Origin of the sequence: Streptomyces paradoxus, from assembly GCF_014202475.1 — a bacterium.
GTDB classification, from domain to species: domain Bacteria; phylum Actinomycetota; class Actinomycetes; order Streptomycetales; family Streptomycetaceae; genus Streptomyces; species Streptomyces paradoxus.
This window is the reverse complement of the sequence record NZ_JACHGV010000005.1, coordinates 358,983-381,936: the sequence shown is the minus strand read 5'-3', so window position 1 is coordinate 381,936 and position 22,954 is coordinate 358,983. Positions and strand designations below refer to the sequence as shown.

General features: G+C 70.8%; 22 protein-coding genes, 1 tRNA gene and 1 pseudogene. 16 read left to right on the top strand and 8 right to left on the bottom strand.

What is annotated here, in order from left to right; all coding sequences use genetic code 11:
* Window positions 1-16 precede the first annotated feature (16 nt).
* Window positions 17-1,717 carry an IclR family transcriptional regulator domain-containing protein gene (locus HNR57_RS19380; protein WP_376772267.1) on the top strand — a complete coding sequence of 567 codons (1,701 nt, stop codon included), beginning with the start codon at window positions 17-19 and terminating at the stop codon, window positions 1,715-1,717.
* A 303-nt stretch (window positions 1,718-2,020) separates the two neighbouring features.
* Window positions 2,021-2,096 (top strand) — tRNA-Arg (locus HNR57_RS19375).
* A gap of 68 nt (window positions 2,097-2,164) precedes the next feature.
* On the opposite strand, the pseudogene HNR57_RS19370 reads toward HNR57_RS19375, so the two are convergent.
* Window positions 2,165-2,383 (bottom strand): annotated as a pseudogene (locus tag HNR57_RS19370) (tyrosine-type recombinase/integrase); the annotation flags it as partial.
* Window positions 2,384-2,464: 81 nt separating this feature from the next.
* On the opposite strand from HNR57_RS19370, the gene HNR57_RS39605 reads away from it, so the two are divergent.
* The gene (locus HNR57_RS39605; RefSeq protein WP_246554751.1) at window positions 2,465-3,277 is read left to right on the top strand and encodes an HNH endonuclease; all 813 of its coding nucleotides are present in this window, start codon (window positions 2,465-2,467) and stop codon (window positions 3,275-3,277) included.
* A gap of 1,991 nt (window positions 3,278-5,268) precedes the next feature.
* On the opposite strand, the gene HNR57_RS41125 is transcribed toward HNR57_RS39605, so the two are convergent.
* Together HNR57_RS41125 and HNR57_RS19360 are read right to left on the bottom strand one after the other, a co-directional pair.
* On the bottom strand, window positions 5,269-5,496 hold the full coding sequence (locus HNR57_RS41125; protein ID WP_513820935.1) for a DUF6415 family natural product biosynthesis protein: 228 nt from the start codon (window positions 5,494-5,496) through the stop codon (window positions 5,269-5,271).
* 301 nt (window positions 5,497-5,797) lie between these two features.
* Window positions 5,798-6,340: a hypothetical protein gene (locus tag HNR57_RS19360; protein WP_184561258.1), complete on the bottom strand. Its 543-nt coding sequence runs from the start codon at window positions 6,338-6,340 to the stop codon at window positions 5,798-5,800.
* Window positions 6,341-6,790: 450 nt separating this feature from the next.
* Between HNR57_RS19360 and HNR57_RS19355 the strand changes: the two genes are divergently transcribed.
* Window positions 6,791-7,117, top strand: a complete 327-nt coding sequence (locus HNR57_RS19355) for a GYD domain-containing protein (RefSeq protein WP_184561451.1) — start codon at window positions 6,791-6,793, stop codon at window positions 7,115-7,117.
* Between the two features lie 182 nt (window positions 7,118-7,299).
* Here the strand turns inward: HNR57_RS19355 and HNR57_RS19350 are convergent, their stop codons facing one another.
* The 4 genes from HNR57_RS19350 to HNR57_RS19335 form a co-directional block, all read right to left on the bottom strand.
* Window positions 7,300-7,707, bottom strand: coding sequence for a hypothetical protein (locus tag HNR57_RS19350; RefSeq protein WP_184561257.1), 408 nt, complete (start codon window positions 7,705-7,707; stop codon window positions 7,300-7,302).
* Between the two features lie 111 nt (window positions 7,708-7,818).
* Window positions 7,819-8,487 (bottom strand): hypothetical protein, encoded by a 669-nt coding sequence (locus tag HNR57_RS19345; RefSeq protein WP_184561256.1) that lies wholly within the window; start codon window positions 8,485-8,487, stop codon window positions 7,819-7,821.
* Complete coding sequence (locus HNR57_RS19340) at window positions 8,484-11,999, bottom strand: CHAT domain-containing protein (RefSeq protein ID WP_184561255.1); 3,516 nt, start codon at window positions 11,997-11,999, stop codon at window positions 8,484-8,486. Before HNR57_RS19340 ends, HNR57_RS19345 begins: the two co-directional genes overlap by 4 nt.
* Before the next feature lie 59 nt (window positions 12,000-12,058).
* Window positions 12,059-12,322 carry a hypothetical protein gene (locus HNR57_RS19335; protein WP_184561254.1) on the bottom strand — a complete coding sequence of 88 codons (264 nt, stop codon included), beginning with the start codon at window positions 12,320-12,322 and terminating at the stop codon, window positions 12,059-12,061.
* 117 nt (window positions 12,323-12,439) lie between these two features.
* Between HNR57_RS19335 and HNR57_RS19330 the strand changes: the two genes are divergently transcribed.
* The 11 genes from HNR57_RS19330 (at window position 12,440) to HNR57_RS19280 (ending at window position 20,692) form a co-directional block, all read left to right on the top strand.
* Window positions 12,440-12,967 (top strand): GNAT family N-acetyltransferase, encoded by a 528-nt coding sequence (locus tag HNR57_RS19330; RefSeq protein ID WP_184561450.1) that lies wholly within the window; start codon window positions 12,440-12,442, stop codon window positions 12,965-12,967.
* Window positions 12,968-13,078: 111 nt separating this feature from the next.
* Window positions 13,079-13,552, top strand: coding sequence for a hypothetical protein (locus tag HNR57_RS19325; protein ID WP_184561253.1), 474 nt, complete (start codon window positions 13,079-13,081; stop codon window positions 13,550-13,552).
* Window positions 13,553-13,757: 205 nt separating this feature from the next.
* The gene (locus HNR57_RS19320; RefSeq protein WP_184561252.1) at window positions 13,758-14,309 is read left to right on the top strand and encodes a SigE family RNA polymerase sigma factor; all 552 of its coding nucleotides are present in this window, start codon (window positions 13,758-13,760) and stop codon (window positions 14,307-14,309) included.
* A complete protein-coding gene (locus HNR57_RS19315; protein WP_184561251.1) occupies window positions 14,306-15,667 on the top strand; it encodes an outer membrane protein assembly factor BamB family protein in 1,362 nt (453 codons plus the stop codon). Before HNR57_RS19320 ends, HNR57_RS19315 begins: the two co-directional genes overlap by 4 nt.
* A 134-nt stretch (window positions 15,668-15,801) precedes the next feature.
* Window positions 15,802-16,182, top strand: a complete 381-nt coding sequence (locus HNR57_RS19310) for a VOC family protein (protein WP_184561250.1) — start codon at window positions 15,802-15,804, stop codon at window positions 16,180-16,182.
* A 320-nt stretch (window positions 16,183-16,502) separates the two neighbouring features.
* Complete coding sequence (gene xynA, locus HNR57_RS19305; RefSeq protein ID WP_184561249.1) at window positions 16,503-17,180, top strand: endo-1,4-beta-xylanase XynA; 678 nt, start codon at window positions 16,503-16,505, stop codon at window positions 17,178-17,180.
* A complete protein-coding gene (locus tag HNR57_RS19300; protein ID WP_184561248.1) occupies window positions 17,177-17,851 on the top strand; it encodes a polysaccharide deacetylase family protein in 675 nt (224 codons plus the stop codon). Before xynA ends, HNR57_RS19300 begins: the two co-directional genes overlap by 4 nt.
* Before the next feature lie 73 nt (window positions 17,852-17,924).
* Entirely contained in the window at window positions 17,925-18,410 is a 486-nt protein-coding gene (locus tag HNR57_RS19295; protein ID WP_184561247.1) for a hypothetical protein, read from the top strand.
* Window positions 18,411-18,539: 129 nt separating this feature from the next.
* Window positions 18,540-19,337, top strand: a complete 798-nt coding sequence (locus HNR57_RS19290) for an SAM-dependent methyltransferase (protein ID WP_184561246.1) — start codon at window positions 18,540-18,542, stop codon at window positions 19,335-19,337.
* Window positions 19,338-19,471: 134 nt separating this feature from the next.
* Window positions 19,472-20,155 (top strand): hypothetical protein, encoded by a 684-nt coding sequence (locus tag HNR57_RS19285; protein ID WP_184561245.1) that lies wholly within the window; start codon window positions 19,472-19,474, stop codon window positions 20,153-20,155.
* Between the two features lie 45 nt (window positions 20,156-20,200).
* The gene (locus HNR57_RS19280) at window positions 20,201-20,692 is read left to right on the top strand and encodes a MarR family winged helix-turn-helix transcriptional regulator (RefSeq protein ID WP_184561244.1); all 492 of its coding nucleotides are present in this window, start codon (window positions 20,201-20,203) and stop codon (window positions 20,690-20,692) included.
* A gap of 7 nt (window positions 20,693-20,699) precedes the next feature.
* Here HNR57_RS19280 and HNR57_RS19275 read toward each other — a convergent pair whose 3' ends face one another.
* Window positions 20,700-21,878, bottom strand: coding sequence for an MFS transporter (locus tag HNR57_RS19275; protein WP_184561243.1), 1,179 nt, complete (start codon window positions 21,876-21,878; stop codon window positions 20,700-20,702).
* Between the two features lie 74 nt (window positions 21,879-21,952).
* On the opposite strand from HNR57_RS19275, the gene HNR57_RS19270 reads away from it, so the two are divergent.
* On the top strand, window positions 21,953-22,945 hold the full coding sequence (locus HNR57_RS19270; protein WP_184561242.1) for an ArsR/SmtB family transcription factor: 993 nt from the start codon (window positions 21,953-21,955) through the stop codon (window positions 22,943-22,945).
* The last annotated feature ends 9 nt before the right edge of the window (window positions 22,946-22,954 follow it).

The following is a 22,954-nucleotide window of genomic DNA, read 5'->3' as shown; positions in this document are numbered from 1 at the left end:
CCGTACCGGAGAACCGATGCCAGCGAAGCCCATGCCCGAGACGCCTCCGGAGGGGTCCGCCCCGACGGCCGACGAGAAGGGACCGCCGGCCGAGGGGGCCATGACCGCCAGGGCAGCTGCCCTCACCGGTACCGGTGGGAGCGCCCCCGCGGAGGCGGTCGCTCCCCTCATCCGCGGAATCGCGGTGCTGCGGGAACTGACGGAGGCGAACGGCACGCTGAGCCTGAGCGGCCTGGAACGCGCCACCGGCCTCGCCCGCTCCACGGTCGACCGCATCACGACCACCCTCGCCCGCATGGGCTACGTCCGCTTCGACGGCCGGGACGTCCACCTGTCCCCCCGCCTCATGGAACTGGGCAACGCCTACCTGTCGGCCCTGCGCCTGCCCGCCCTGCTCTCCCCGCACGCGGACGCCCTGGCAGACGAACTGGACGAGTCGGTCTCCCTCGCGGTCGCCGACCAGGACGGCATCCGCTTCATCCACCAGGCGACCCGCCGCCGCGCGATGTCCCTCAGCTTCCGCATCGGCGACCTGCTCCCGGCCGAACGCACCGCGCCCGGCCCGCTGTTCGCGGCGGAGTGGACGACCGCGGACTGGCAGCGCTGGCGGGACCGCAGGGCGGCGGATCCGAGGGACCTGTCCTTCACGGCCGTACCGCCACGGACGCACCGACCGGACGCGCGGGACGACGACACCTTCGTCAGCCGCACGGAAGAGGCGTCCGCCAACGGCTGGTCCCTGGACGACCAGTTGATCGAGCCGGGCCTGGTGGCGATCTCGGTGCCGGTCCGCAGCCCGGGACCGGACGGCCGGATCGCGAGCGTGGCGAGCGTGGTCAGCCACACGAGCCGCCACACCGCCCACACCCTGCGGACGGCCCTCCTCCCGAGGCTGCGGTCCACGGTCGAGGCGATGGAACGCGAACTCCGCGACACCCCGCCCCCCGAGCCCGGCCCGCCCCCCTCGGACCTGGCGCTCTGGACGGGCGCGTCCAAGCAGCAACTGGGACGCGAGTTCATCGAATCCCTGGCCCGGGGACTGACCGTCCTCACGGCCTTCGGCGAGGGCAGGCCGGAGCTGACCCTCACGGAGGTGGCCCGGGCGACGGGCCTGGCCCGGGCGACGGCCCGCCGGGCCCTGATCACCTACGAACACCTGGGCCTGGTGGCCCCGGCCGGCCGCACCTTCGCACTGACCCCCCGGGTCCTCTCCCTCGGCTTCCCACCCCTGTCCCGCACCACCCTCCCGGAGATCGCCCAGCCCCACCTGGCCGACCTGACGTCCCGCATCCACGAGTCGACGTCATTGGCGGTGCTGTCGGACTCCGGCGAGGAGATCCAGTACACGGCCCGGGCGACGACGGCCCGGGTGATGAGCGTGAACATCACGGTGGGCACGAGCCTGCCGGCCCACGCGACGGCACCGGGCAGGGTCCTGCTGGCGGACACCCGTGAGGAAGGGACCCTCGCCTCGGTCCGCTCCCAGGGCTACGCCCTGGTGGACGAGGAACTGGAAGAGGGCCTCCGCTCGATCGCGGTCCCGATCCGCGACCGATCGGGCCGGGTGGTGGCGGCCCTGAACACAGCCCTGCACGCCAGCCGCCGCACCCCGCGGGAGTGCGTGACGGACCTCCTTCCGGAACTGACGGCGACGGCGATGCGGATCCAGACGGACTTCCATACGGCGGCGCGCTTCACTCACGTCGCGGCGTCGTGACGCCCGCGCGGTCCGGCCAGGACTCTGACGTACCCGGCGCCACGTGTCTCCCGGGGGCCCTTGAGGTGCCCCACGCCACGTGCCTTCCCCGGGCCCGGAGGTTGCCCCGCGCCACCTGCCTCCCCCGGGCCCTGAGGTTGCCCCACGCCACCTGCCTCCCCCGGGCCCTGAGGTACCTCGACGCCACCTCGCCACCCCGGATCCCTGACGTGACCCCCACACCCGCCCGACCCGCATCCGGTACGCTGACGCCTGTGGTCCTCCCAGACCACGGGCACGTCGCTGCTTGCGTCCAGTGCCACTGCCTTCGTAGCTCAGGGGATAGAGCACCGCTCTCCTAAAGCGGGTGTCGCAGGTTCGAATCCTGCCGGGGGCACCAGCGAGAAGGCCCTGGACCGATCTTGGTCCGGGGCCTTTGACATGCGCTTCTGACATCAACGCGGGCGATCACTCGCGCTCAGGGCGCCTCTTTCGCAACAGCCGGTCCATGTGGCTCATGGCCTCACGCTGGGTGTCCTGGACAACGTGGGTGTACACGTCAATGGTGATGCTGATCTGGGAGTGGCCCAAGATCTTCATCACGATGCGGGGCGCGACCCCGGCCGTGGTGAGGAGGGTCCCGGTGCCGTGCCGAGCGTCGTACAGCCGGATGACGCAGAGGCCAGCTACGGCTTCATCTGACGTATTCCAGTTCGGAGTGGCTCGACGAGCAGGGTCCGTGTCAGTCCTGCGTGCCACAGTCATGCCATGACAGACGAGCAGAGCCCTGCTAGGACAAGGCTGTTGCAGGTGCTTGGCACCATGAAGACGTTTGAACCCGAAGGTGACTACTACGCCCTCACCCTTGGAGCCAATCGACGCGGGCGCCCATTCTGGGGGGCGCAGACTCACTGGGTTGGGTTCTCCGAACGGAATCCTCGCTGGGAAGTACGGGCCGCCAGCCTCGTTAATCCCGCAGGCGTCGCCGAAGCCTGGTCCGTGATGGGACGGGACTGGGTCGCCGTGCATGATGAGGCCAGCCTCGCGCTCTACCTGCGGCTCGGCGGGAACGCTCTGGTCGCCAAGCAAGTTGCTGAAGACCATTTGGCCGATGTGATCGCACCCTCGGAGTGCATGCATGACGGCTCCATCGAGGTGGGCGGATTCGGGTATCTCGGTACTGAGCACCTTCCGGACGATGCGGTTGAGCGTCGGGCTCCTAGCAAGAAGCTATGGATGCAAGTCATCAAGCGGGATGGTTTTCGGTGCGTGGTCTGTGGTCGCAGGCCCAGCGATTACACGGACATCGAGCTGCATGTGCACCACCTAGTGCCCTGGCGAATGGCTGGCCCGACGGCCGAGGAAAATCTCGTCACCCTCTGTAGTACGTGCCATAAGGGCCTCGCTCCGGACTACGAGCCGACCCTGCGCGAGCTTGCTCGGCTGCCTGGGCCAGCTTCAGGCTTGGACATGGACAACTCAGAGTTCGACGAGGAGGTGGCGCGCTACCGCGAGTTTGCACAGGAATTGGTCAGTCGCGCGCGGGGGGCCGAAGGAGCACCGCAGGACACACAGTCGTAGTCATCCGATCAAGAAGCTGGGCTCACGCCGACCGGCACCGTCCCGGTCACCACTCGTCCGGCGAGCAGGCGACCTCCGCTGCGTAGCGATTCTCATGGCAGGGCAGCAGCTTTGGGTGCAGCGCGATGTCGTAGACGAACCGCTGACGGGGCGATCTAGGCCAGGACTCGGCCCGGAAGGGCTTCGTTCCGTTGCGGAGCACGAGGCCTGCGTGCCTACCGTCGGCATCCGTGTAGGTTGCTCGATATCCCAGTCGCAGGTGTCGCCCGTGACGGCGGCCACGCGCAGCCCACCGGGTTCCAGGCCGCCACCCAGGTCGATCCTTCGACGCTCGAAGTACGGGCGGGCCTGGTCCGGGCCTTCATCGGTGCCAACGGGGACGATCGGAATGGAGTCCGTCCCGGTGAGATCGAACAGGACTCCGGAGTATGCGGACTCACCGGCGTTCGGCTTTCGAACCACTGTCTGCGCGGTCGGGGGGCACAGTGCACGTTGACGGCCCGCATCCCGGTAATGGAAACGGGAGACTTGCGCTTGCTGAACAGGTTGAGGGTGCAAAAGGAGCTAGGTCCGTAGGGATGCCGCTCCGCCTTCGGCATGACTGGGGTGGCGCCGATAACTCGGCCGCCCAACGGGCCAAGCAGGCGCCACACACGGCGGCCGAAGTCGTCGGTTTCCGCATCCAACGCCAGCAGGGCCCGTACCTCTCCGGGGTTCAGCGTGCGATCGAGCACGATGGTCCACTCGTCGCCGTCAAGTGCCGACGTGTCGGGACTCGCGACGGCTGTGAAGGGAGGCTCCTGCCGGTCGAGCCGGTCTTCGACGTCCTGCTCGGACTGCAGGCGCGAGTCGACGGTGACCAACTCATAGGCGTAGTCACCAAGCAGCCCGAGCAGCACCCCGCAGACTGCCACGACCCCGGTGACGGTGAGGATGGCTGCGCGTGTCCGCCGCCGCTTGGCCCGGGACAGTGACGCCGTGCCGGGTGCAAACTGCTCGGCCAATGCATCGCGGAAGCGTTCCCTGTCAGGAGCCGGAGCGTCGCTGGGAGCTGGCGCCGAGGCGGGCGGCCGGGCACCAGCTAGACCGCTAGGGGTAATGTCCGCCGCGGGCAGCCCTCCCGGCTCAGAACCGACCGTACTCGGCTCTTCGGTCGGCGCTGGCTGGCCGGTCGGCGATGCGGGCGGGGTAGACCCTCCTCCCAGTGCAGGTTCTTCTGCCGGTGTAGATCTTTCGCTCTGCGCCGGACTGGTGGATGGGACTGCCCGCGGAGACCGCGACAACGGCCGTGGAGCGGCGCGAGATCCCTCCACCCCAGGGTTCGCAGGATCATCCAGCGGACGGCAGTGTGGGCATGCGCGGTGCCTCCCCCTTGCCTCGGTTGCCCGTGGGCGGGTGAGGAGGCTACCGCCTGTCCCGAGCGCTGGATGGTGTAGCCGACAACGCCCGAGGAACTTCGACTGGTATGCGCCCCTCGAAGTCACTGCTCGGCGCGGGGAATTGAACTCTTGTGCGGCTACGAGCAGGGGGTTCGCGAAGTCAGCCTAAGGATCGCCACCGTGCTGCCGGCCTCGCGGGGTTGCTTTGGTCGACGACACCCAGCAGCGTGGGCCTAGAAGGGATGGGGGAGCGGCGGGGCATGCGCGGCCTGGTTGGTCAGCTCACACGCCCTCGCAGCTGGCTGACGCGGGCTGACGTTCGTGCCACTACCGTGCCAGATATAGGAGTCAGCCACGGGCAGCAGCGGCGGTGTGCAGTCAAGTTGCCAGCCACCACATCAGTTATCGAAGCCGCAAATCAGTAGCGAGACACTTCAGCCGCTCTCCTAAAACGGGGGTCGCAGGTTCGATCCTGCCGGGGCACAGTCAGAAGGGCCAGTTCAGAAGAGGTTTCCTCCGGGGCTGGCCTGGGAGCAGGTCTGCGTCGATCATCACGCCGCATGCGCGACGGCGCGGTCACGCCGTGCCAGCCGATACTCCGCATAGAGCCGGTCACCGATGTCGCACGGGGTGGCGGCCCTGCCGTACTCGTCCACAGCACGGCACTCCTCGCACCCCGGAAAGTGCAGCAGGATGCGCAGATACGCGGCTTGCTCCGGGCCCGTTGGGGCACTGGTGGTCAGGGCTCTCGTAGTTGGCACACAGGGCACTTACGGACCGGGCCAGCCGTTGTGCGTGAGCGATGCGGGCAGAGACGCAGCGACCGGGCTCGGCGTTCAGTCGTCACCGTGCCTCCCCGAGACAGAAGAACGCCCATACCCGCACCGCGCTGTTCCCCGGACGATGCCGACGCGGGCCCCTCGATCTCCGGCATGGCTTACTGCTCCATCCAAGGTTCCTCATGCCGCTCACACGTAAAAGTCCGGATCAGCTACGGGTTGGACTCTCCGAAGGCGGATTCCATGCGGTCGACGACCTGTCCGGCGGAGCACGGCAAGCGCTGATCATCAGCCGTCGAGTTACCGTTCGCGTTGCATCGCATTGCTGCGCGCCCACGTCTGAAACTCGGTCAGGCTGGGTGTCAGAGTCGCCCCGTCTGCCAGATTGGGTCGTCGGGTGCGGGGCGTCCGTCGAGGCGCTGGAGGGGTTCTCCGGTGAGCGAGAGATGCCGACGAGCGACGGCTATGAAGTGTGCCTGTGCGGCAACGACTCTGCCTCTGAGCTCCATCCAGTGCTCCTCGGGAGCCAGACCCCGCCGAATGGCAATGTGAAAGCGCCAGATCTGCTCGTCAATGGTGTGCGCGGCTGCTGCGATGTCTGGGCTGGCAACGAGATTGACGCTGCCGAGGGCCTCGCCCCAGGGGCGCCAGTCGACTGTCGTCGGGGCAAGCACGCCTTGAGGGATGTCGTCGGGTCGGTTGCGGTCCATGTCGCTGAGGTCTACGAGCACTGAGGATGATTCCCGCAGCACACGGACGCACGCTGCCGCCTGCTGTTCCCTGATCCAGTGGCGTTCTTGAGCTCTTCTGCTGACGATGCTCCCGACGAACACGCCAATCAGTGTGGTCAGCACGGCCCCGACCGGAGCCGCCAGTAAGGCCGGCAATGACGTCATATCAGTCATTCTGGCGACGATTCGGTGGCTTGAGTAGCGGCTCATCTCAGCTCGCTGCAGCCGGCCAGAGGGCAGCGCCGCGCCCTTTGCCGAAGCCGTTCAGGAACCCGGAGATCGCAGCCCACTCGTCGACCGCATCCACCGACCTCGGCCCCGGCTGCCGGATCCGCGGCGCCGCTGACTCACCCCCTGAGCATGCCCCCCGTGCCAGACAGTGCGGGGACCACAGGGAACAGCGTCACCCATCCAGCACACCCTCAGGTCATGAGCCCTCTCCGCAGCAGTCAGCAAGCCCATCGGCCCCGTAGAACCCAAGCTTCCCAAGCGGAGGCGGTTGGGTCGCTCACCGGCAGTGGCCATGCCGGTCATCATCCCGGCCATTCGGGGGATACGCGGGCGGCCTCAGAGAGATATCCCACCCTGCGGGGGCATCCCTTGCTGGGACGAAAGGGAGACATGATGCCGCTCTATCTATCGAGGTTCAGCTACACGCCGGAGACCTGGGCGAGACTCATCGGCCACCCCGAGGACCGCGCAAAGGCCGCTCAGTCGTACATCGAGTCCGTTGGCGGCAAGCTCCACGGCTTTTGGTATGCGTTCGGCACCCGCGACGGTTACAACCTGTGGGAGGCCCCCGACAACGTCTCCATGGCCGCAGTCGCCCTGGCGATCAGCGGGGGCGGCGCACTCAGCTCGTTCGAGACGACCGTTCTCCTGACCGTCGACGAAACCATGAACGCCCTGCGCAAAGCCGGGCAAGTCCAGTACCGGGCTCCCGGCGCCTAGCGGTCCAGACGGCTGGCGGCTGCTGGGGGTTCAGGCATCGAGACGACAGCGAGGTACAGCTACCGTCACGCGTCCAGTAGTGGTCGTTGAAGGCCGCATAGCGTCATGCAGCCGTCATGGCTGTGGCCGTCGTCAACGGCCGGACCCCGAGGGCACTTTGGTCGACGCTGCGTCGTCAGCGGTCAGTAGCGTCCTTGAAGTGCCTTGTGCGCGCCGTACGCTTCGACGAATCCCTGGATCGCCTGAAGGTTGTCGGCGAAAGATGTGGATCGCCACTTCGCCTTCGTGCCGTCGCTGTATCTGAGGTCCACCCAGACGCTGAGCGTCGCGAAGGAACTGCTGGAGGAGGTGCTTGCGGCCGCCTTCAGCGTTATGTCGGCCAGCTCGTAGAAGTTGATGATCGTCAGCGGCTTGCGTTCGTCCTTGTACTCGATGGCGCCTTCCGGGGTGATGACCAGCAGCGGGTTCGGGTCCTCCGATGTCCCGCGCAGGAAGCCGGACACCTTTCCGCGCTTCTTGGTGAAGACGCGCCAGTCCGCCGGTACGGGACCTTGGCGCGCCTGCGTGAGGATGGTTCGCGGATCCGTCATGCCACCTCCGGTGTCTGGCACCGTGCACCTGCGAGACCGGCCAGGAACAGGAAAATTGTCCGCTCCCTGGCCTATGTGCGCCACTCAGCGTCCCGCGAGCCGACGCGGGGCTCACCCGGCCAGCACGATGGCATGCGGCGACGGTGCCAGCCGTGCCCGGTAGCGGCGGATCCCCCAGCTGCGGTGCTCCAGCTCCGCCGCCATCAGCACCTCCGCCGTGTTCAGCCGGCCGGGCACGAGTTCCACCAGCGCGGCCACGGGATGGTCGCCGGCCAGCGGGTAGCTCTTGACCCGGCGAAACTCCCACTGCGGGTTCGGCTGGGACGAGCCGTGGCCGCGGACGATCCACTCGTCCCTCTCCGGCCCCGCACCCGGTGGCTTCTCCACGCCCACTTCCAGCACACCCGCGTTGACCGTGAAGCTCATGCCCATACCGGAGCCGGCGACAGGGCGGGTGCGCTCCCCCGGGTCGATCAGCCGTGCGACGGGCTGTGCCCGGCCGTCCGGTGTGGACAGGGAGACGCCCAGGGAGGCGTGGCGGAACGCGCCTTTGCCGGTCGGTGTCTCCGGGCGGAAGGAGCACACCATCAGCAGCTGCCGGAACTCGCGGTCGGGCGTCGCCTTGACGTAGGACGCCCACTCCGCGGGCACGCCCTCGTGGTCGGCGGGCAGCACGTCCCAGCCGAACGTGAGCCTGCCGCGCAGCGGCTCGTCGTCCGCCGGGCCGCCGAGGGTGCGCTCCGGCAGGAGCTCGACCTCGTGCAACCGGACCTCGGTCATGCCACGGCTCCTTCGCTCCGACCGTGCAGGTAGGTGAACGCTCCCCAGTCACGGTAGTGGGGATGCCGGGCGCGGGTGGCGAGTTGGGCCTCGCGGAAGGCACGCTCCGGGTCCAGGAGATCGTGCGCGATCCGGTGGTGCATGTGGTGGTAGAAGTACGTGGCCGGCCCCGGGCGTACGGGCCACAGGCATCCGACGACGGCCTGCGCTCCGGCGGTGATCAGTGCGGACGGGATGCCCCGGACGTTGTCCGCGCGGTCGAACCGGCCCAGCGCGGACTCGCACGCGGCGAGGGTGACCAGGCGGACACCGCGCAGGTCGGCCTCCAGGAAGTCGTAGGCGAAGACCCTGCCGTCGTCGTCTAGGTCCGGGGTGAGGTGAAGGCAGTGCATCCACGGCGCGTCCTGGTCGAGCGTTCCGTGTACGGCGATGTGGACCACGTCCGCCGTGGAGAGCTCCGCGAGCAGCCTGTCGCGCGTGGCCGCTGGACCGGTGAAGGCGTCCGTGCCGACCGCGTCGGCGATTTGACGCGCGTGCTCCTCCAGCGCCGGTTCGGCCTGCAGCCCGTAGGGCACGCCGCCGTCGGCGGAGGCCAGTACCGCGGTGCGGCGCGGCCGTACGGGGCCTGCGGCGGGCGTCAGGGCTTCGAGGCCGGCGATGGTGGTGACCGTCCAGTCGTCGGCGATCATCCGGTCCCCGGTGCGGCACAGCGGTAGCGGCAGGTAGTGCAGCGCGCCGTGCGGCCAGGCCAGGATCCGGTCCTTGCCCTGGGTCCGCCACTTGTCCCACAAGTCGGCGCCGCCGAGCGGCAGGTCGCCGGGCTGCCGCAGCAGCCGGCTGCCTTCCGGCGTCACGTCGCCGAACAGCGGGTCGCGTTCGACCTCTGTCCGGATCGCCTCGACCCGGTCCGCCACCGGGTGCCGGTCGTGGTTCTCGTCCGCGCCGTCGCCCAGGTGCACGACGAGGTCCCGGCCCTGCCTGGTGACCGCGAGAAGCACGGCCGCGCCGCTCACGGCGGCGGGCAGGAACCAGGTCAGCAGTACGGTCCGGTCGTCCAGCAGCTCGTGCGCTCTCGCCCAGAGGCGCTGGTCGTCGATGAGCGGTGCCGAGCGGCGGCTCAGTTCGTCGTCGATGAGCGACGAGACGCGCCACCGCAGGTTCCGGGCGATCTGCCGGGTGTCGTGGCCGCCGGGACGGTGGTCGGAGTCCAGTGCGTTCAGCAGGGGCGGCGGCCCGCCGGACGCACCGTGGGAGGCGGCGGGGCCCTCCAGGTCGCGCAGCTTGCCGAGGAGGTGCTGGATGTGCGCGGGCAGCGCGAGGGGGCCGTCGATCCGCCACCACGCGCCCAGCTCGGGTCCCTTGCCCGCTTGGTGCAGGCCGAGCATCAGCCCCATCGGCAGGGTCTCGGATTCCGCGGTGAGCTGCCAGACCGCCGAGTGCACGAGGTCGCGCAGTATCCCGCCGAGTTCGGGCGCGCGGCTCGTGTCGAAGTTCGGCACGTCCACGATGATCGCGGACAGCGCCGCCTTGAGTTCTTCGCCGTGGAGGTCGCCCACCTGCTGCACGAACGGCACCAGGCTCGCCCGCGCGAGTTCCTCGAAGCCGAGCGAGGCGTAGCCGAGTGCCGCGTACGTGTAGTAGCCCCACGGGAACGGGACAGGGCCGACGACCGGCTCGCCCGCCTGGGCCGCCTGGTGGTAGAGGTCCGCCGTCAGCAGCGTGGCTTCCTCGCTCCGTACGTCGCCCGCCTGCCTCAGGAGGGTCAGCCCCAGCGCCGGCTGCCGCAGGTCGCGGGCGTGCGCCGCCGTGTGCAGCAGCGCCGCCGACCGCTGCGTCGGGGTCCATGAAGGAGGGGACTGGGAGGGAGGGGACTGTGACAACGACGCCGCGAGCGGATGGTCGGAGCCGGCGCCCGGGCAGTCGGTGGGGTCGTCGGGCAGCACGTGGAGGCGTGCCTCGGTCAACTGCCTGCGGTGGGCGGGGTCCCAGCGGACGCCGAGCTGTTCCGCCCAGTCCAGCACGGTCCGCAGCAGGGGCCGGTCGGCGCGTTCCCGGGCCAGGTTGACGCCCTGGCTGATCACCTTCGCGGTGACGCCGCTGCCGTGGGCGGCGGCGAAATCGGCCCAGGGCGACCCGAAGATCGCCCTGGGCAGCCCGTCGGCCAGGGTCGGGGGGATCCCGTCCACCACCCTCAGCAGGAACAGGGCGACATCCGGATCGTCGGCGGTGGACGAGTCGAGCCATGCCGACAGCGCGGCGCCGGCGGCATCCCGGTCGACTCCCTCCTCGTCCGCGAGGATCTGCGCCAACGAGGCCAGGAGCCGGGGCTTTCGCGTGCCGCCCTCCAGCTCCAGGGCGCGCACCACCAGGTGTCCCGCCTCCGCCACCAGCCGGTGGGACTCGGCCTGGAAGGGCTCCTCGCCGGTGAACCACGTGCGGTACAGGTCCGCGTCCAGCCGAGCGGACCAGACGGTGCGCAGCCCGCGGGCGTAGTGGTCGGCGGCGAGGTCCTCCGGTCCCCGGGTGGCTATCCGCAACCGGGCGGCGGCCAGCAACGCGGCTTCCCGGGCGGCGGACGCGGCGGGCGCCGCCCCTCCCCCAGCCGGGAGTCCGGCGGGATCGCTCAGCTCGTCGATCAGCCGTGTCGCCAGCGCGTCCGCTTCCTCGAAGACCGCGCGATCGCACCGGTCCGCCACCAGGGGGACGGCCGACTCGACGGTACGGAGCGCCGCGTCCCGCCAGGCGGCCTCGGCCCCGCAGGCGTCGGCGACTTCGGCGACCAGCCTCCAGTAGACGTACATGAGCTCGACCAGGCCGCGGTGGTCCAGGAACTCGTCCCGGAACAGCAGTTCCACCATCGCTTCGGCGGTCAGGGCCTGGTCCGTATGTTCCGCCAGGGCTCGTCTCGTCCGCTCCAGCTCGCGCGCCTGGTGCTTCGCCTGGGGCAACGACAGGATCCGGTCGCACGTGAAATGTGCCAGGTCCGTGAGCGTGCCGACCGGGTCGATGAGGAACCTGACCGTCGGCGCGCCTTCCTCATCGTGCGGTCCGCGGCCCGGCTCGCCGAAGCGCACGGGGCCGGCGCACACCATGCCCTGCCGCGTCTCGACGTCGAGCGCGCCGATCGGATCGTCCTCGGCAGGCAGCACGTGGGAGACGACCAGCATGACCGAACCCGAGGCGATCGCCGCCTCACGCCAGCCCGGCGGCTCGTCCAGGCGGAGGTCGTGCGCGAAGTGCGCGCCGTCCGGGCTGAGGACGGACAGCACGCCTGCGTCATCCCGCGTGACACACCACCTGTGGTCGACGGGGTGCCCGAAGGGCAGTTCGTTCAGTGAGAGGAGCACGGGGAGGCCCCACCAGCCGTTCGCGCGGGTGAACAGGCTGCCCCCGGACCCCTCGCCGGCGGTGAACGGGCTGATGGCGGCCAGCCCCACCGCCAGGCCGGCATGCCGAACGCCCTCCACCTCCGCTGTGAACGCCCACCCCGTGATGTCCCGCGACAGCCGCACGCCGTCCCCCCTCGCGCCAACCGGTCATCAGTGGGACTCACCATTGCACGCCCCTCCGCTCAACCCAGCGACGAGAACAGCCGGTCGGCTCCCAGCAGTCCCAGCGTCGTGCCGATGGCGTTGGCGCTCAGGAAGAGTACGTTCTGGCCCGTGGACAACAATTCCGCCTCGGGGTGGGTCGTCAGCGCCCAGAGGCGGTCCTGGCTCAGCCCCCAGACCATGCCCCGCACACCGACGGGCTTACGGAAGGCCAGGAGAAGTCCGACGGCACCGAGGAGCGCGGGCCGCGCCGCCCAGGGGAGATCCGTCGCGAACAACTCCACGGCCCCTGCCGCCAGGAGCAGCGGACCGATGAGGCTCCTCTCGTCGGCCTTGACCTCGCCGGCCGGCCCTGATCGGCTGAGCCCATGGCCACGGACTCCAGCGATGACGACGAAGCGATGCCGGTCGCGTCCCGCCTCGCCGCCCAGGCCATCGGCACCAGGCGGCTCGACCTGCTGCCGCTGCGTATCGAGCACGCCGAGGAGATGGCCGACGTGCTGTCCGATCCGGCCCTGCACACCTTCATCGGCGGTGCTCCGGACACCCCGCAGGCCCTGCGCTCGCGCTACCGGCGCATCACGGCAGGCTCTCCCGATCCGGCCGTCTCCTGGCTGAACTGGGTGATCCGGCTCCGTGACGAGTCCTGCGTGACGGGTACCGTCCAGGCGACGGTCAGCCCCTCCGGCCAGGGAACCGTCGCCGAGGTCGCCTGGGTGGTGGGGGTGCCGTGGCAGGGACGAGGCATCGCCGCCGAAGCGGCCCGGGGACTCGTCGACTGGCTCGGCCGGCAGCCCGTGCACGCCGTGGTCGCCCACATCCACCCCGAGCACCGGGCGTCCGCCGCCGTCGCCACCGCCGCCGGGCTCGCACCCACCGGCGAACGGCATGACGGCGAGATCCGATGGCACCGGGGCATCCCGCGATAGCTTCGGCGTCGCCAGGCCTTGACTCCGACTCCGGATACACCATGCGCAAGCGCTCCGCACGACATATCCGGAAGAACCCCGACACCAGCCGTGCGGGTGCCACCGTGAGGTGTGACCTCGACAACGTTCCTGCCGTTCATCGGCGTTGTGCTCGGTGGCCTCGTGTCGACCCTGGCCCAGTACTCGTTGGGTCGCGCTTCGGAGCGGGCCGAAGTGCGGCGAAGCGCTCGTGAACGCGCCGAGGCGCGTCGCAACGAACGCGTCACCCACCTCGTCGACTTCCTGTCCTCGGTGCAGGAAGCCGAACGGGTCGCCGTGGACCGCTACCACCACCGTCTGGCCGACGAGCAGTGGCAAGCGCGGGCGAAGCAGTCCATCGACAGGATGTGGGTGGCGCAGAAGACCATCCACATGCTGTGCGCGTCCGAGGTGAACGCGGCGGCACGTCGTCTGGCGTACGACGTCCAGGACGTGATCAGAAAGGGCCCCGACGACCTGGGAGAGCCGCAGGACGAGAAGGTCTGGGCCTACATCCGCCCCAGCCGGAGGGCGTTCCTCGATGTCGTGCGCGACCAGTTGGAGTAGCCACCGCGTGCAGGGGCCCTAGCCCCGGCCCGCTGTGCCTCGTCCCGCTCCTGACGTCTCCTCTTGCGCTGTCCCGGCATCGGCCCAGCATCGTCGGCTTCCACCATCACGGCAAGGTCGTTCCCCCACGGCAGACAATCTCGCCGTGTGAGGGATAGCCGCGCACCCCTCATCACGTCGTCATGGTTCGAGAAGGGGAGGGTCGATGGAGGCCTCTAGTCATGACGAGTTCCGGGAGTTCGTGGCAATGCGCTCCACCGCGCTGCTGCGGCTCGCGGTGCTGCTCACCGGCGGGGACCGGCACGCCGCCGAGGATCTGCTGCAGATTGCACTGATGAAGGCCTACGGGCGCTGGGCGCGCATCGAGCAACACGAGGCCTACGTGCGGCAGGTGATGTACCGCCAGCAGGTCAACCGCTGGCGGTTGCGCAGGCATCGCGCGGAGACGACGGTGCCGGTGCTGCCCGAGTCGGGTACGGACGCCGACGCCGGGGCGGAGTCCGAGTTGCGGATCGCGCTGTGGGCGGCGCTCGGGCGGCTGTCGAAGCGGCAGCGGGCCGTGGTCGTGCTGCGCTACTTCGAGGATCTGCCGGAGGCCGAGGTCGCGGCGCTGCTGGGATGCCCGGTCGGCACGGTCCGCAGTACGGCGCACCGGTCGCTCGCCAAGCTCCGGGTGCTCGTACCGGAGCTCGGGCCCGAAGGGCCCGCGGAACGGGTCCAGCCGCTCAGCTACACGCCGAAGGAGGTCCAGCGATGACGACGGAGCGGGTGGAGGAGAAGGTCCGGGAGACGCTGAACGCGGTCGCCCTGGACGGGGTGCGGGCGCCCGGGGATCTGGTCGAGAAGGTGGTGCGGCGGCGCAGCCGGCGCCGTTTCTCGCAGGCCGCGGGGGCGGCGGTCGCCGTCGCCGCGATCAGCGTGGGGGCGGTGTTCGGCTTCGGGGACGCCGGCCGGGCGGGGCAGGACCGGCCGGTGCGGCCGGCGGCGTCGCCGGCGACTCCGCCGGAGGGCTGGAAGCCGTGGCAGAGCAGCAGCCCGGGCGACAGTGAGCGGGGGTGCCTGGTGGACGGTTCCGCGCTGTACTGCAGCGGGCGCACGTACGACACCGTGAAGATCGACGCCAACACCGGTGAGCGGCTGTGGACCGTCGAGGTCAATCGCGAAGGCGACGGGATCGACCGCCCGTTCGCCGCGCGCGACGGGGTGGTCTACGCCTTCCGCAACCACACCGCGGAGAACCAGCCGGACGGGGACTACGCCGGGGGTACCGATCTGATGGCGGTGGACGCCGAGAACGGCGACGTGCTGTGGACGGTCGAGATGCCGCAGGACGACCGCACGGCCCAGGCCGCCATGCTCATGGACGGCGCGGTGCTGGCGAACACCCCGTCGGTCCGCACGGTGTCGGCCCTCGATCCGCTGACCGGCAAGGAGAAGTGGCGGTACAGCTGGGACAAGGGGACCGTGTGCCAGCGGGCCGTGCTGGGCGGGGTGCCCTATCTGCTGTGCGCGCGGGACGTCGAGAAGCCGGACGGCACCGATGTTCTCCGGCTCGATCCCGCCACCGGAAGCGCCACGAAGGTCACGACCCTGCCCGGCATGCAGCAGCTGATCGGGACCTCGGGGGACCGGATGGTCCTGATCGCGGCGCGGGGTACCGACGGCGGGGACCTGCGGCTGACCACGGTCAGCGGCTCGGGGGAACGGGCCTCACATCCCTACCGGATCAACGGGCCGCAGGCCGGCTCCGATGTCGTCGGTGATCGTCTGATCTCCGTGTCCTGGCAGGGCAAGGCCTCGGCCTACTCGCTGACCACGGGAAAGGCGTTGTGGACCCGCCCGGTGGGCGTCGGGATGCCGGACCAGGACGCGATGCAGGGCCTCGCCTCGCCCGTCGTGTCGACGCGGCAGGGGGTCGTGTACTTCCTCGGCCAGGACGGAGATCTGTCCGGACTCGATCTGCGCACCGGTGAGCAGGTCTGGCGCGGTCACGCCGACCTCCGCACACCGCGTCCCGGGCTCGCGGACACGCCCCAACTCCTGCTCTATGGAGATGTGTTGGTGGCCCGGAACGGCAGCAAGGTCGTCTCCCTGCTGCCCCGGACCGGTGGCTGACCCGACCGCCGGAAAATCCTGTGCGTCCGCTTGCCCCGCCCGGTACGGTCGCGCTCGCGCCGCGGGCTCATCGAGAGCTCCGCACGCGGCCGTCCGGGCAGTCCGGTCCCCCACGCCGAGAGCAGGTTTCGTCCATGGCATGTCGTATCAGTGAACTCGTGCTCGGTTGCCGCGACGTGGAGGTGCTGGCGCAGTTCTGGTGTGAGGTGCTGGACTTCGTCGTGCTCGACCGCGATGGGGACGAGTGCATCGAGATCGGGCCGCGCGAGGGGTTCGGCGGACCTCAGCCGACGATCATCCTCAGCCGGAGGGACGAGCCGGAACCGGGCAAGACCCGGCTGCACATCGACGTCAATCCCACCGACCGCGATCAGGACGCCGAGCTCGAACGACTCCTGAAGCTCGGGGCGCGCCCGGCCGACATCGGCCAGACCGGCGAGGAGCAGTGGCACGTGCTCGCCGACCCCGAGGGCAATGAGTTCTGCCTGCTCAAGGCCCGGCTGAAGGCGCTCTGACGGCGCGTAGCCCGTCCCCGCCTCCTGAGCAGGCGGGCCGCAGTGTGGTCCCGGCTTGATCCGGAAGGATCTCGAAACATTCGAGGTCCGGAATCCCTCCCTCCGCGAGCGAAGGGCAGGCGATGCGAACCGACTTGGAGCCAGGCATCGATCAACTCTCACCTGAACAGCGGGAATGCTCGCCGGCCCGGACTCGGACAGCCCCGAACCTTTCGTAAGAGCCGCCGAAACCATTGACAGTTGACAGGGCCCGGCCAACACTCCGGATGACAGAGCTCCCCCATCGACCCACCCCCACGAGGACGAGGAGGAAGCACCCCATGAAGGAGTCACCAGGCCGCTTCCGGCTGCTCATCAGCAGCGCCTGCACCATGCTGCTGGTCGCGGTCGCGGCCCTCACCATGCCGGGCACCGCGCACGCCGACACCGTCATCACGACCAACCGGACGGGCACCGACAACGGCTACTACTACTCGTTCTGGACGGACGCGCCGGGGACGGTCTCCATGACCCTGTCGTCCGGCGGCAGTTACAGCACCTCATGGCGCAACACCGGGAACTTCGTGGCCGGCAAGGGCTGGAGCACCGGCGCCCGCCGCACCGTGACGTACTCGGGCACGTTCAACCCGTCCGGCAACGCCTATCTGACCCTCTACGGCTGGACGGCCGACCCGCTCGTCGAGTACTACATCGTCGACAACTGGGGCACCTACCGGCCCACGGGCACGTACAAGGGCACCGTCACCAGCGACGGCGGCACGTACGACATCTACAAGACGACGCGGTACAACGCCCCGTCCGTCGAGGGCGTACGCACCTTCGACCAGTACTGGAGCGTGCGGCAGTCGAAGCGGACGGGCGGCACCATCACGGCCGGGAACCACTTCGACGCGTGGGCCCGGGCCGGGATGCGGCTGGGCAGCTTCAAGTACTACATGATCATGGCGACCGAGGGGTACCGGAGCAGCGGCAGCTCCAGCATCAGGGTCGGGCCGTGACGGCGAAGAGGGCGCTCGCCCTCCTCGCGACGGCCGCCGCCCTCACCACGACGGCCACCACCGCCTCGACCGCCGCCCCGGCGCACACCACCGCCTGCACCGGCTACGTCGGACTCACCTTCGACGACGGCCCGTCCGGCACCACCACCCGGCTCATCGACGCCCTCAGGCGGAACGGCCTGCGGGCCACGATGTTCAACCAGGGCCGGTACGCGGCCGCCAACCCCGCCCTGGTCCGGGCGCAGGTGGCCGCGGGCATGTGGATCGCCAACCACAGCTACACGCACCCGCATCTGACCCGGCTGAGCCAGGCACAGATCGACTCCGAGATCTCCCGCACCCAGCAGGCCATCAGCAACGCCGGAGGCGGCACCCCGAAACTGTTCCGCCCGCCGTACGGCGAGACCAACGCGACGGTGAAGTCCGTCGCGGCCCGCCACGGCCTGACCGAGATCATCTGGCACGTCGACTCACAGGACTGGAACGGAGCGAGCACCGACGCGATCGTCCAGTCCACCGCCCGCCTCACCAACGGCCAGGTCATCCTCCTGCACGACGGTCCGGCCAACACCCTGGCGGCCGTCCCCCGCATAGCCCAGACCCTGGCATCCCGCGGCCTGTGCCCGGGCACGATCTCCCCCCGGACGGGCCTCGCGGTGGCCCCGTCCTGACCGTTCCGGAACCTGGCATACCTGAGTATTCGTGCTCATGACGAGTCCGGCGCCGTTCCCCGATGCTGGTCGTATGACCAAACGGGGAATGGTGGCGGCCGGGGCCGCGCTCGTCGGTGGTGTGCCGGTGGCCGCCTGGGGGCTGATGGGGCAGCAGAACTACGACGGGCTGCCGGCCAGTGAGCTCGACTACGCGTTCCAGCCGTGGGACATCGGGGACGGCGTGGCCGCGGTCGCCGGGGGGCTCGCCCTGGTGCTGGCTGCGGCCGGGGCGGCGGTGCTCGTGCGGGGCACGCTGCGCGGGGCGATGGACGGGCGGTGGTGGGGGGTGCTCGGGCCGCTGGTGGTGCTCGGTCTCATGCTCGGGGTGGGGTGGCGGATCCTGACCGCGGGGGGCATCGGGGCCAACATCGGAGCCGGGCTGCTGATCATGCTGGGTACACCGGTCGCCGCCGGGCTGCTGCTGTGGGCCCTGGCGTTGGCCCTCTGGCTGCTCGTCGAGCGACGCGGGCACGGGAGCGGCGGCGACATGGGAGGGATCTCCTCCCGCGGGGTGTAGCACCGGGCGGGCCGTGGCCGAAACCGCACGGCAGGCGCCTGGCGGGAGGGACAACCGCCTTATCGGGTGGGGAAGTTCGCCTAGGTTGGGGGCCGTTCCGCCCTTCCCCGCCCCCCAGGAGGCCCCGCCGTGTCCGACGACAGCCTGCGTGAGCGCATCGACACCTCCAAGCCGCACTCGGCCCGCTTCTGGAACTACTTCGTCGGCGGCAAGGACAACTACGAGGTCGACCGCGAGATCGGCGACCAGATCAAGTCGATCTTCCCGGGGCTGGTCGACGTGGCGGTCACGAGCCGCCGGTTCCTGGGACGGGCCGTCGATTACCTGGCCGGGGAGCAGGGCGTACGGCAGTTCCTGGACGTCGGCACCGGGCTGCCCACCGCCGACAACACGCACGAAGTGGCCCAGCGCGTCGCGCCGGACGCCCGGATCGTCTACGTCGACAACGACCCCATCGTGCTGGCCCACGCCAACGCCCTGCTCACCAGCACGCCCGAGGGCAGGACCGCGTACCTGGACGCCGACCTGTACGACCCCGAGGCCGTCCTGAAGGCCGCCGCCGGCACGCTGGACCTCTCCCGGCCGGTCGGCCTGATGATCCTCAACACCCTCGGCCACGTCGCCGACTACGAGCGGGCCCGCGATCTGGTACGGCGGCTCATGGCCGGGCTGCCCGCCGGAAGCCACCTGGTGATCAGCGACAGCACCGCGACCAGCGAGGGCATGATCGCCGCGTCGGAGGCGTACAACGCGAGCGGTGCGGTGCCGTACTACGTCCGTCCGGTCGCCGAGATCGCCGGGTTCTTCGACGGGCTGGAGCTGGTGGAGCCCGGTGTGGTGAGGGTGCCCGAGTGGCGGCCGGGGGCTGCCGGTGCCGTCGGTCCTGGCGCAGTGGATGCGTACTGCGGGGTGGGGCGCAAGGCGTAGGCGCGTGGTCCGGTGCGGCGGGGTGGGGGCTGATCGCGCAGTTCCCCGCGCCCCTGTGGGGGACCGCCTCGCTCCGTTCACCCGTCCGGGCCGGTCATCTCAGCTCTCCACCACCCCCACGCGATAATCAGGACATGCCCGCCCCTCCCCCCGTCCCCGAGCCCGCCGGCCGGCTCCTCGGTGATCTGCTGGCGGCGGGTGAGGCCTGCTCCCTCGTCCTCGCCGGCGGATACGCGGTCCTGGCGCACGGGCTCCTGGAGCGGACCGGACCGGCCGTGGACGCCGCCACGGAGCACCCGGCCGCGATGGAGGTCGTCGCGGACACCGTCCGGACCGGGCTGGTCGGGAGGGGCTGGCTCGTGCAGACCCTGGAGACCGGGCCGCTGTCCGCCCAGTTCGTCGTCACCGACGCGGCGAGCGGCGTGGAGTGCGAGGTCGCCCTGCACAAGGAGGTGCTGTGGCGCCCGCCCGTGGAGACGGAACTGGGCCCGGCGCTCTCCCTCGACGACCTCGTCGGCACCCGGGTGCGGGACCTGGCCGACCGCGGACTCGCGCGCGACCTGGTCGACGTCCACGCCGCCTCGGCCCGCTGGAGCCACCCCGAACTCGAGGAACTCGGCCGCCGCCACGCCCCCGACACCTTCGACCTCACCGACCTCCAGGCCCGGCTGACCGGCACGGACTGGCTCGACGACAGGGCGTTCACCGTTGCCGGCCTCGACGCCCCGTCCGTCGCCGGGCTGCGCCGCTGGGCCCAGGAGTGGGCCGACGACATCGCCGAACGCCTCATCGAGGGCGAGGCCCCGGACGAGGAGTGACGCACACGCCCCGCACGGCGACAGACCGGTCGGTACCCTGACCCGATGGGGAACGGGGCAGCCGGACAGGTGGGGGTGGTCGCCGCGCTGGTGCGCGCGGCGTTCCTGGTCGACGGTGTGTACGCGGAGGCCAGCCGGGCGTACGGACTGACGCCGCAGCAGGGGCAGTTGCTGTGTGTGCTGTTGCCCCAGCCGTACGGCATGAGCGAACTCGGCGAGACGCTCGGGCTGGCGAAGTCGAGCCTGACCGGGCTGGTGGACCGGACGGTGCGGCGAGGACTGGTACGGCGGGAGGCCGACCCGCGCGACGGACGGGCCGTGCGGGTGGGGCTGACGGACCAAGGAGCCGCGCTGGCCCGGAAGTTCTACGCCGAGACCTGCCGTCGCATGGAGGCCCTGCCGTCCGGGCTGAGCGGCAGCGAGCGGGACCGGCTGGCCGTTCTGCTGTCGAGGGTCGTCATGGACAACGAGGTCCCCGAGGTGTTCGTGGAGACCGCGGCCGTCCCCGTTTCCGTCCCCGGCGACTCCCCCTCCTGACAGCCCCTCAGCGGCTCACCGCCCTCGGCTCCGCCCGCTTCGCCGCGCCCATCAGCAGCAGCGTCACCCCTGCCGACGCCCCGGCCATCGCCGTCATCGCCGCCGCCGGGGACGTCAGTTGGGCCACCGAGCCCGCGAGCGCCGCCGCCACACCCTGCATCGTGAGCATCCCCGCCGAGTGCAGCCCCAGGGCGTGCCCCGTGAGCCCGTCGGGGGTGAGAGCGACCAGCCGCTCCTGCTGCACGAGGCTCGCGCCGAACCCCACGGAGGCCAGCGTCACCGCGGCCGCCGCGAGCGCAAGCGCCGGGCACAGCAGGAACACCACGTACGGGACGGCCAGGAGCAGCAGAAGCGGAAATCCCAGGCGGGAGCGCAGGCCCGGTGGGAGCACGCGTCCGACCAGCACGTCCCCGGCGAGCATGCCCAGCGCGGCGCAGGCGAAGAGGGTGCCGGCGGAGTCGGGGGCATAGGAGACGTAGAGGGATTCGCAGCCGACGACCAGGCCGTTGGGGATCCACAGGGCCAGATAGACCTGGCGGCGGGGCGGGGACGACCAGAGCAGCGCGTTGGCGCGCCAGGTCGCCGCTGCCGAGGGGCGGCCCGCCGTACGGGGCGGGCGGCGGGTCAGGCCGAGGCGGACGACGACGGCCGCCGTGCCGTACAGCCCGGCGGCGGCCAGCAGGGACAGCCGCGGGGAGAGCAGGGCCACGAGGGCGCCGCCGGTCGCGTAGCCGGCGATCTGCATGAGGCCGCTCATCATGTTGAACACCGAGCGGCCGAGCAGATAGCCGTCCTTGGAGAGGATCTCGTTGAGCAGCCCCCAGCGCACTCCCCCGCCCACCGACTCCACCAGCCCCTTGGCCAGGACGATCGCGAAGAGCCACCGGACGGACAGGCCGGGCAGGGCCAGGGCGGCGGTGGCCGCGGCGAAGAGCAGCGGCAGGGCCGTCAGGGCGGCGCGCGGGGGCAGCCGGTCGGCGGCGGAGAGCAGGACGCTCGCGCCCAGCACCTGCACCAGCGACGAGCCGAACATGCTCACCGCGGACAGCAGCGGTGAGCCGGTCGCCCGGTAGACCAGGGTGCCCAGGGCCAGTCCGCCCATGGTCTGGGCGACCGTCTGCGCCGAGGCGGCCAGGAAGAACGGGGTGAACTCGGGCGTGCGGAACAGTTCGCGGTAGCTGCGCATACGCGGAGTCTTCGGCGCCCCTGAGCGCGTGGTTATTGTTTCGCGCGGACGCGAAACCTCGCGAAGGGGGGCTCATGGGCTGGTGGCAGATCAGCGCCGACACCCTGGCCGGGAGCCGGTTCGTGATCTCGCCGTTCGCCGAGGCCTTCGCGAGTCTGCGGCTGCTGCACGCGGCCGAGGCGGCGCACCCCGGCGAGCGGCGGTGGCTCGACGCCCATCTGCCGGCCTACCGGCGGCGGCTGGCCCGGGACCCGGTGACCGCACAGCTGATCAGCGCCGGGATCGGGCGGGAGTGGACGGCCGACTTCCTCTCCCCCGCCCCGCGCGACGGGGAGCCCTTCGAACAGGGGGTCGAGCGGGTGCGGGCGGCCGACCCTGAGGCGGCCCGCGCCCACCTCACCGTCTCGCTGCGCGGCCCGGTCCCGGCGGTGCTGCACCGGGACGACCTCCCGGAGCGCGCCGCGGACCTGCTGACGTACGTCTGGACCACGGCCGTGCGGCCGTACTGGCCCCAGCGCCGGCACATCCTCGAAGCCGATGTGGTCGCGCGGACCGCGCAGGTCAGCCGGGGCGGCTGGGCGAGCGCGCTGGACACGCTGCGGCCGGGGACGCAGTGGCTCGGGGAGAACCGGCTCCAGGTGAACGCGCACGAATACCCGCCGCGCGAGCTGTCCGGCGCCGAGCTGGTGTTCGTGCCCATCACCACGCAGCGCATCGGCTGGGTGGCGTGGGAGGGCACGGAACGGTACGCGCTGGTCTACCCGTGCGCCGGGGCGCTCGCCGACCCCGGCGGCGGGCCCGTGCCCGCGAGCCTCGGCGCGCTGCTGGGCGCGGCTCGCGCCGGGGTGCTGGTCCGGCTCGGCTCGCCCCTGAGCACCAGCCAGCTGGTCGCCGTGACCGGGCAGGGGCTCGGCTCGGTCGGGCGGCATCTGCGAGTGCTGCTGGACGCCGGTCTGGTGGAACGGCGGCGGGCGGGCAGGTCGGTGCTGTACTCGCGGACGGCGGCGGGGCAGGTCCTGGTGGAGGCCACCGAGGCCCGGAACCGGCCCGGACCCCGCCGGAGCTAGGGTCTGAGC

Excerpts from the sequence above, each read along its gene's own strand:
- HNR57_RS19295 (WP_184561247.1), top strand. The coding sequence starts at position 17,925 with ATGACCAAACGGGGAATGGTGGCGGCCGGGGCCGCGCTCGTCGGTGGT.
- HNR57_RS19270 (WP_184561242.1), top strand. The coding sequence starts at position 21,953 with ATGGGCTGGTGGCAGATCAGCGCCGACACCCTGGCCGGGAGCCGGTTC.
- HNR57_RS19380 (WP_376772267.1), top strand. The coding sequence starts at position 17 with ATGCCAGCGAAGCCCATGCCCGAGACGCCTCCGGAGGGGTCCGCCCCG.
- HNR57_RS39605 (WP_246554751.1), top strand. The coding sequence starts at position 2,465 with ATGACAGACGAGCAGAGCCCTGCTAGGACAAGGCTGTTGCAGGTGCTT.
- HNR57_RS19360 (WP_184561258.1), bottom strand. The coding sequence starts at position 6,340 with ATGACTGATATGACGTCATTGCCGGCCTTACTGGCGGCTCCGGTCGGG.
- HNR57_RS19315 (WP_184561251.1), top strand. The coding sequence starts at position 14,306 with ATGACGACGGAGCGGGTGGAGGAGAAGGTCCGGGAGACGCTGAACGCG.
- xynA (WP_184561249.1), top strand. The coding sequence starts at position 16,503 with ATGAAGGAGTCACCAGGCCGCTTCCGGCTGCTCATCAGCAGCGCCTGC.
- HNR57_RS19350 (WP_184561257.1), bottom strand. The coding sequence starts at position 7,707 with ATGACGGATCCGCGAACCATCCTCACGCAGGCGCGCCAAGGTCCCGTA.
- HNR57_RS19310 (WP_184561250.1), top strand. The coding sequence starts at position 15,802 with ATGGCATGTCGTATCAGTGAACTCGTGCTCGGTTGCCGCGACGTGGAG.
- HNR57_RS19355 (WP_184561451.1), top strand. The coding sequence starts at position 6,791 with ATGCCGCTCTATCTATCGAGGTTCAGCTACACGCCGGAGACCTGGGCG.
- HNR57_RS19320 (WP_184561252.1), top strand. The coding sequence starts at position 13,758 with ATGGAGGCCTCTAGTCATGACGAGTTCCGGGAGTTCGTGGCAATGCGC.
- HNR57_RS19330 (WP_184561450.1), top strand. The coding sequence starts at position 12,440 with ATGCCGGTCGCGTCCCGCCTCGCCGCCCAGGCCATCGGCACCAGGCGG.
- HNR57_RS19280 (WP_184561244.1), top strand. The coding sequence starts at position 20,201 with ATGGGGAACGGGGCAGCCGGACAGGTGGGGGTGGTCGCCGCGCTGGTG.
- HNR57_RS19275 (WP_184561243.1), bottom strand. The coding sequence starts at position 21,878 with ATGCGCAGCTACCGCGAACTGTTCCGCACGCCCGAGTTCACCCCGTTC.
- HNR57_RS19285 (WP_184561245.1), top strand. The coding sequence starts at position 19,472 with ATGCCCGCCCCTCCCCCCGTCCCCGAGCCCGCCGGCCGGCTCCTCGGT.
- HNR57_RS19345 (WP_184561256.1), bottom strand. The coding sequence starts at position 8,487 with ATGACCGAGGTCCGGTTGCACGAGGTCGAGCTCCTGCCGGAGCGCACC.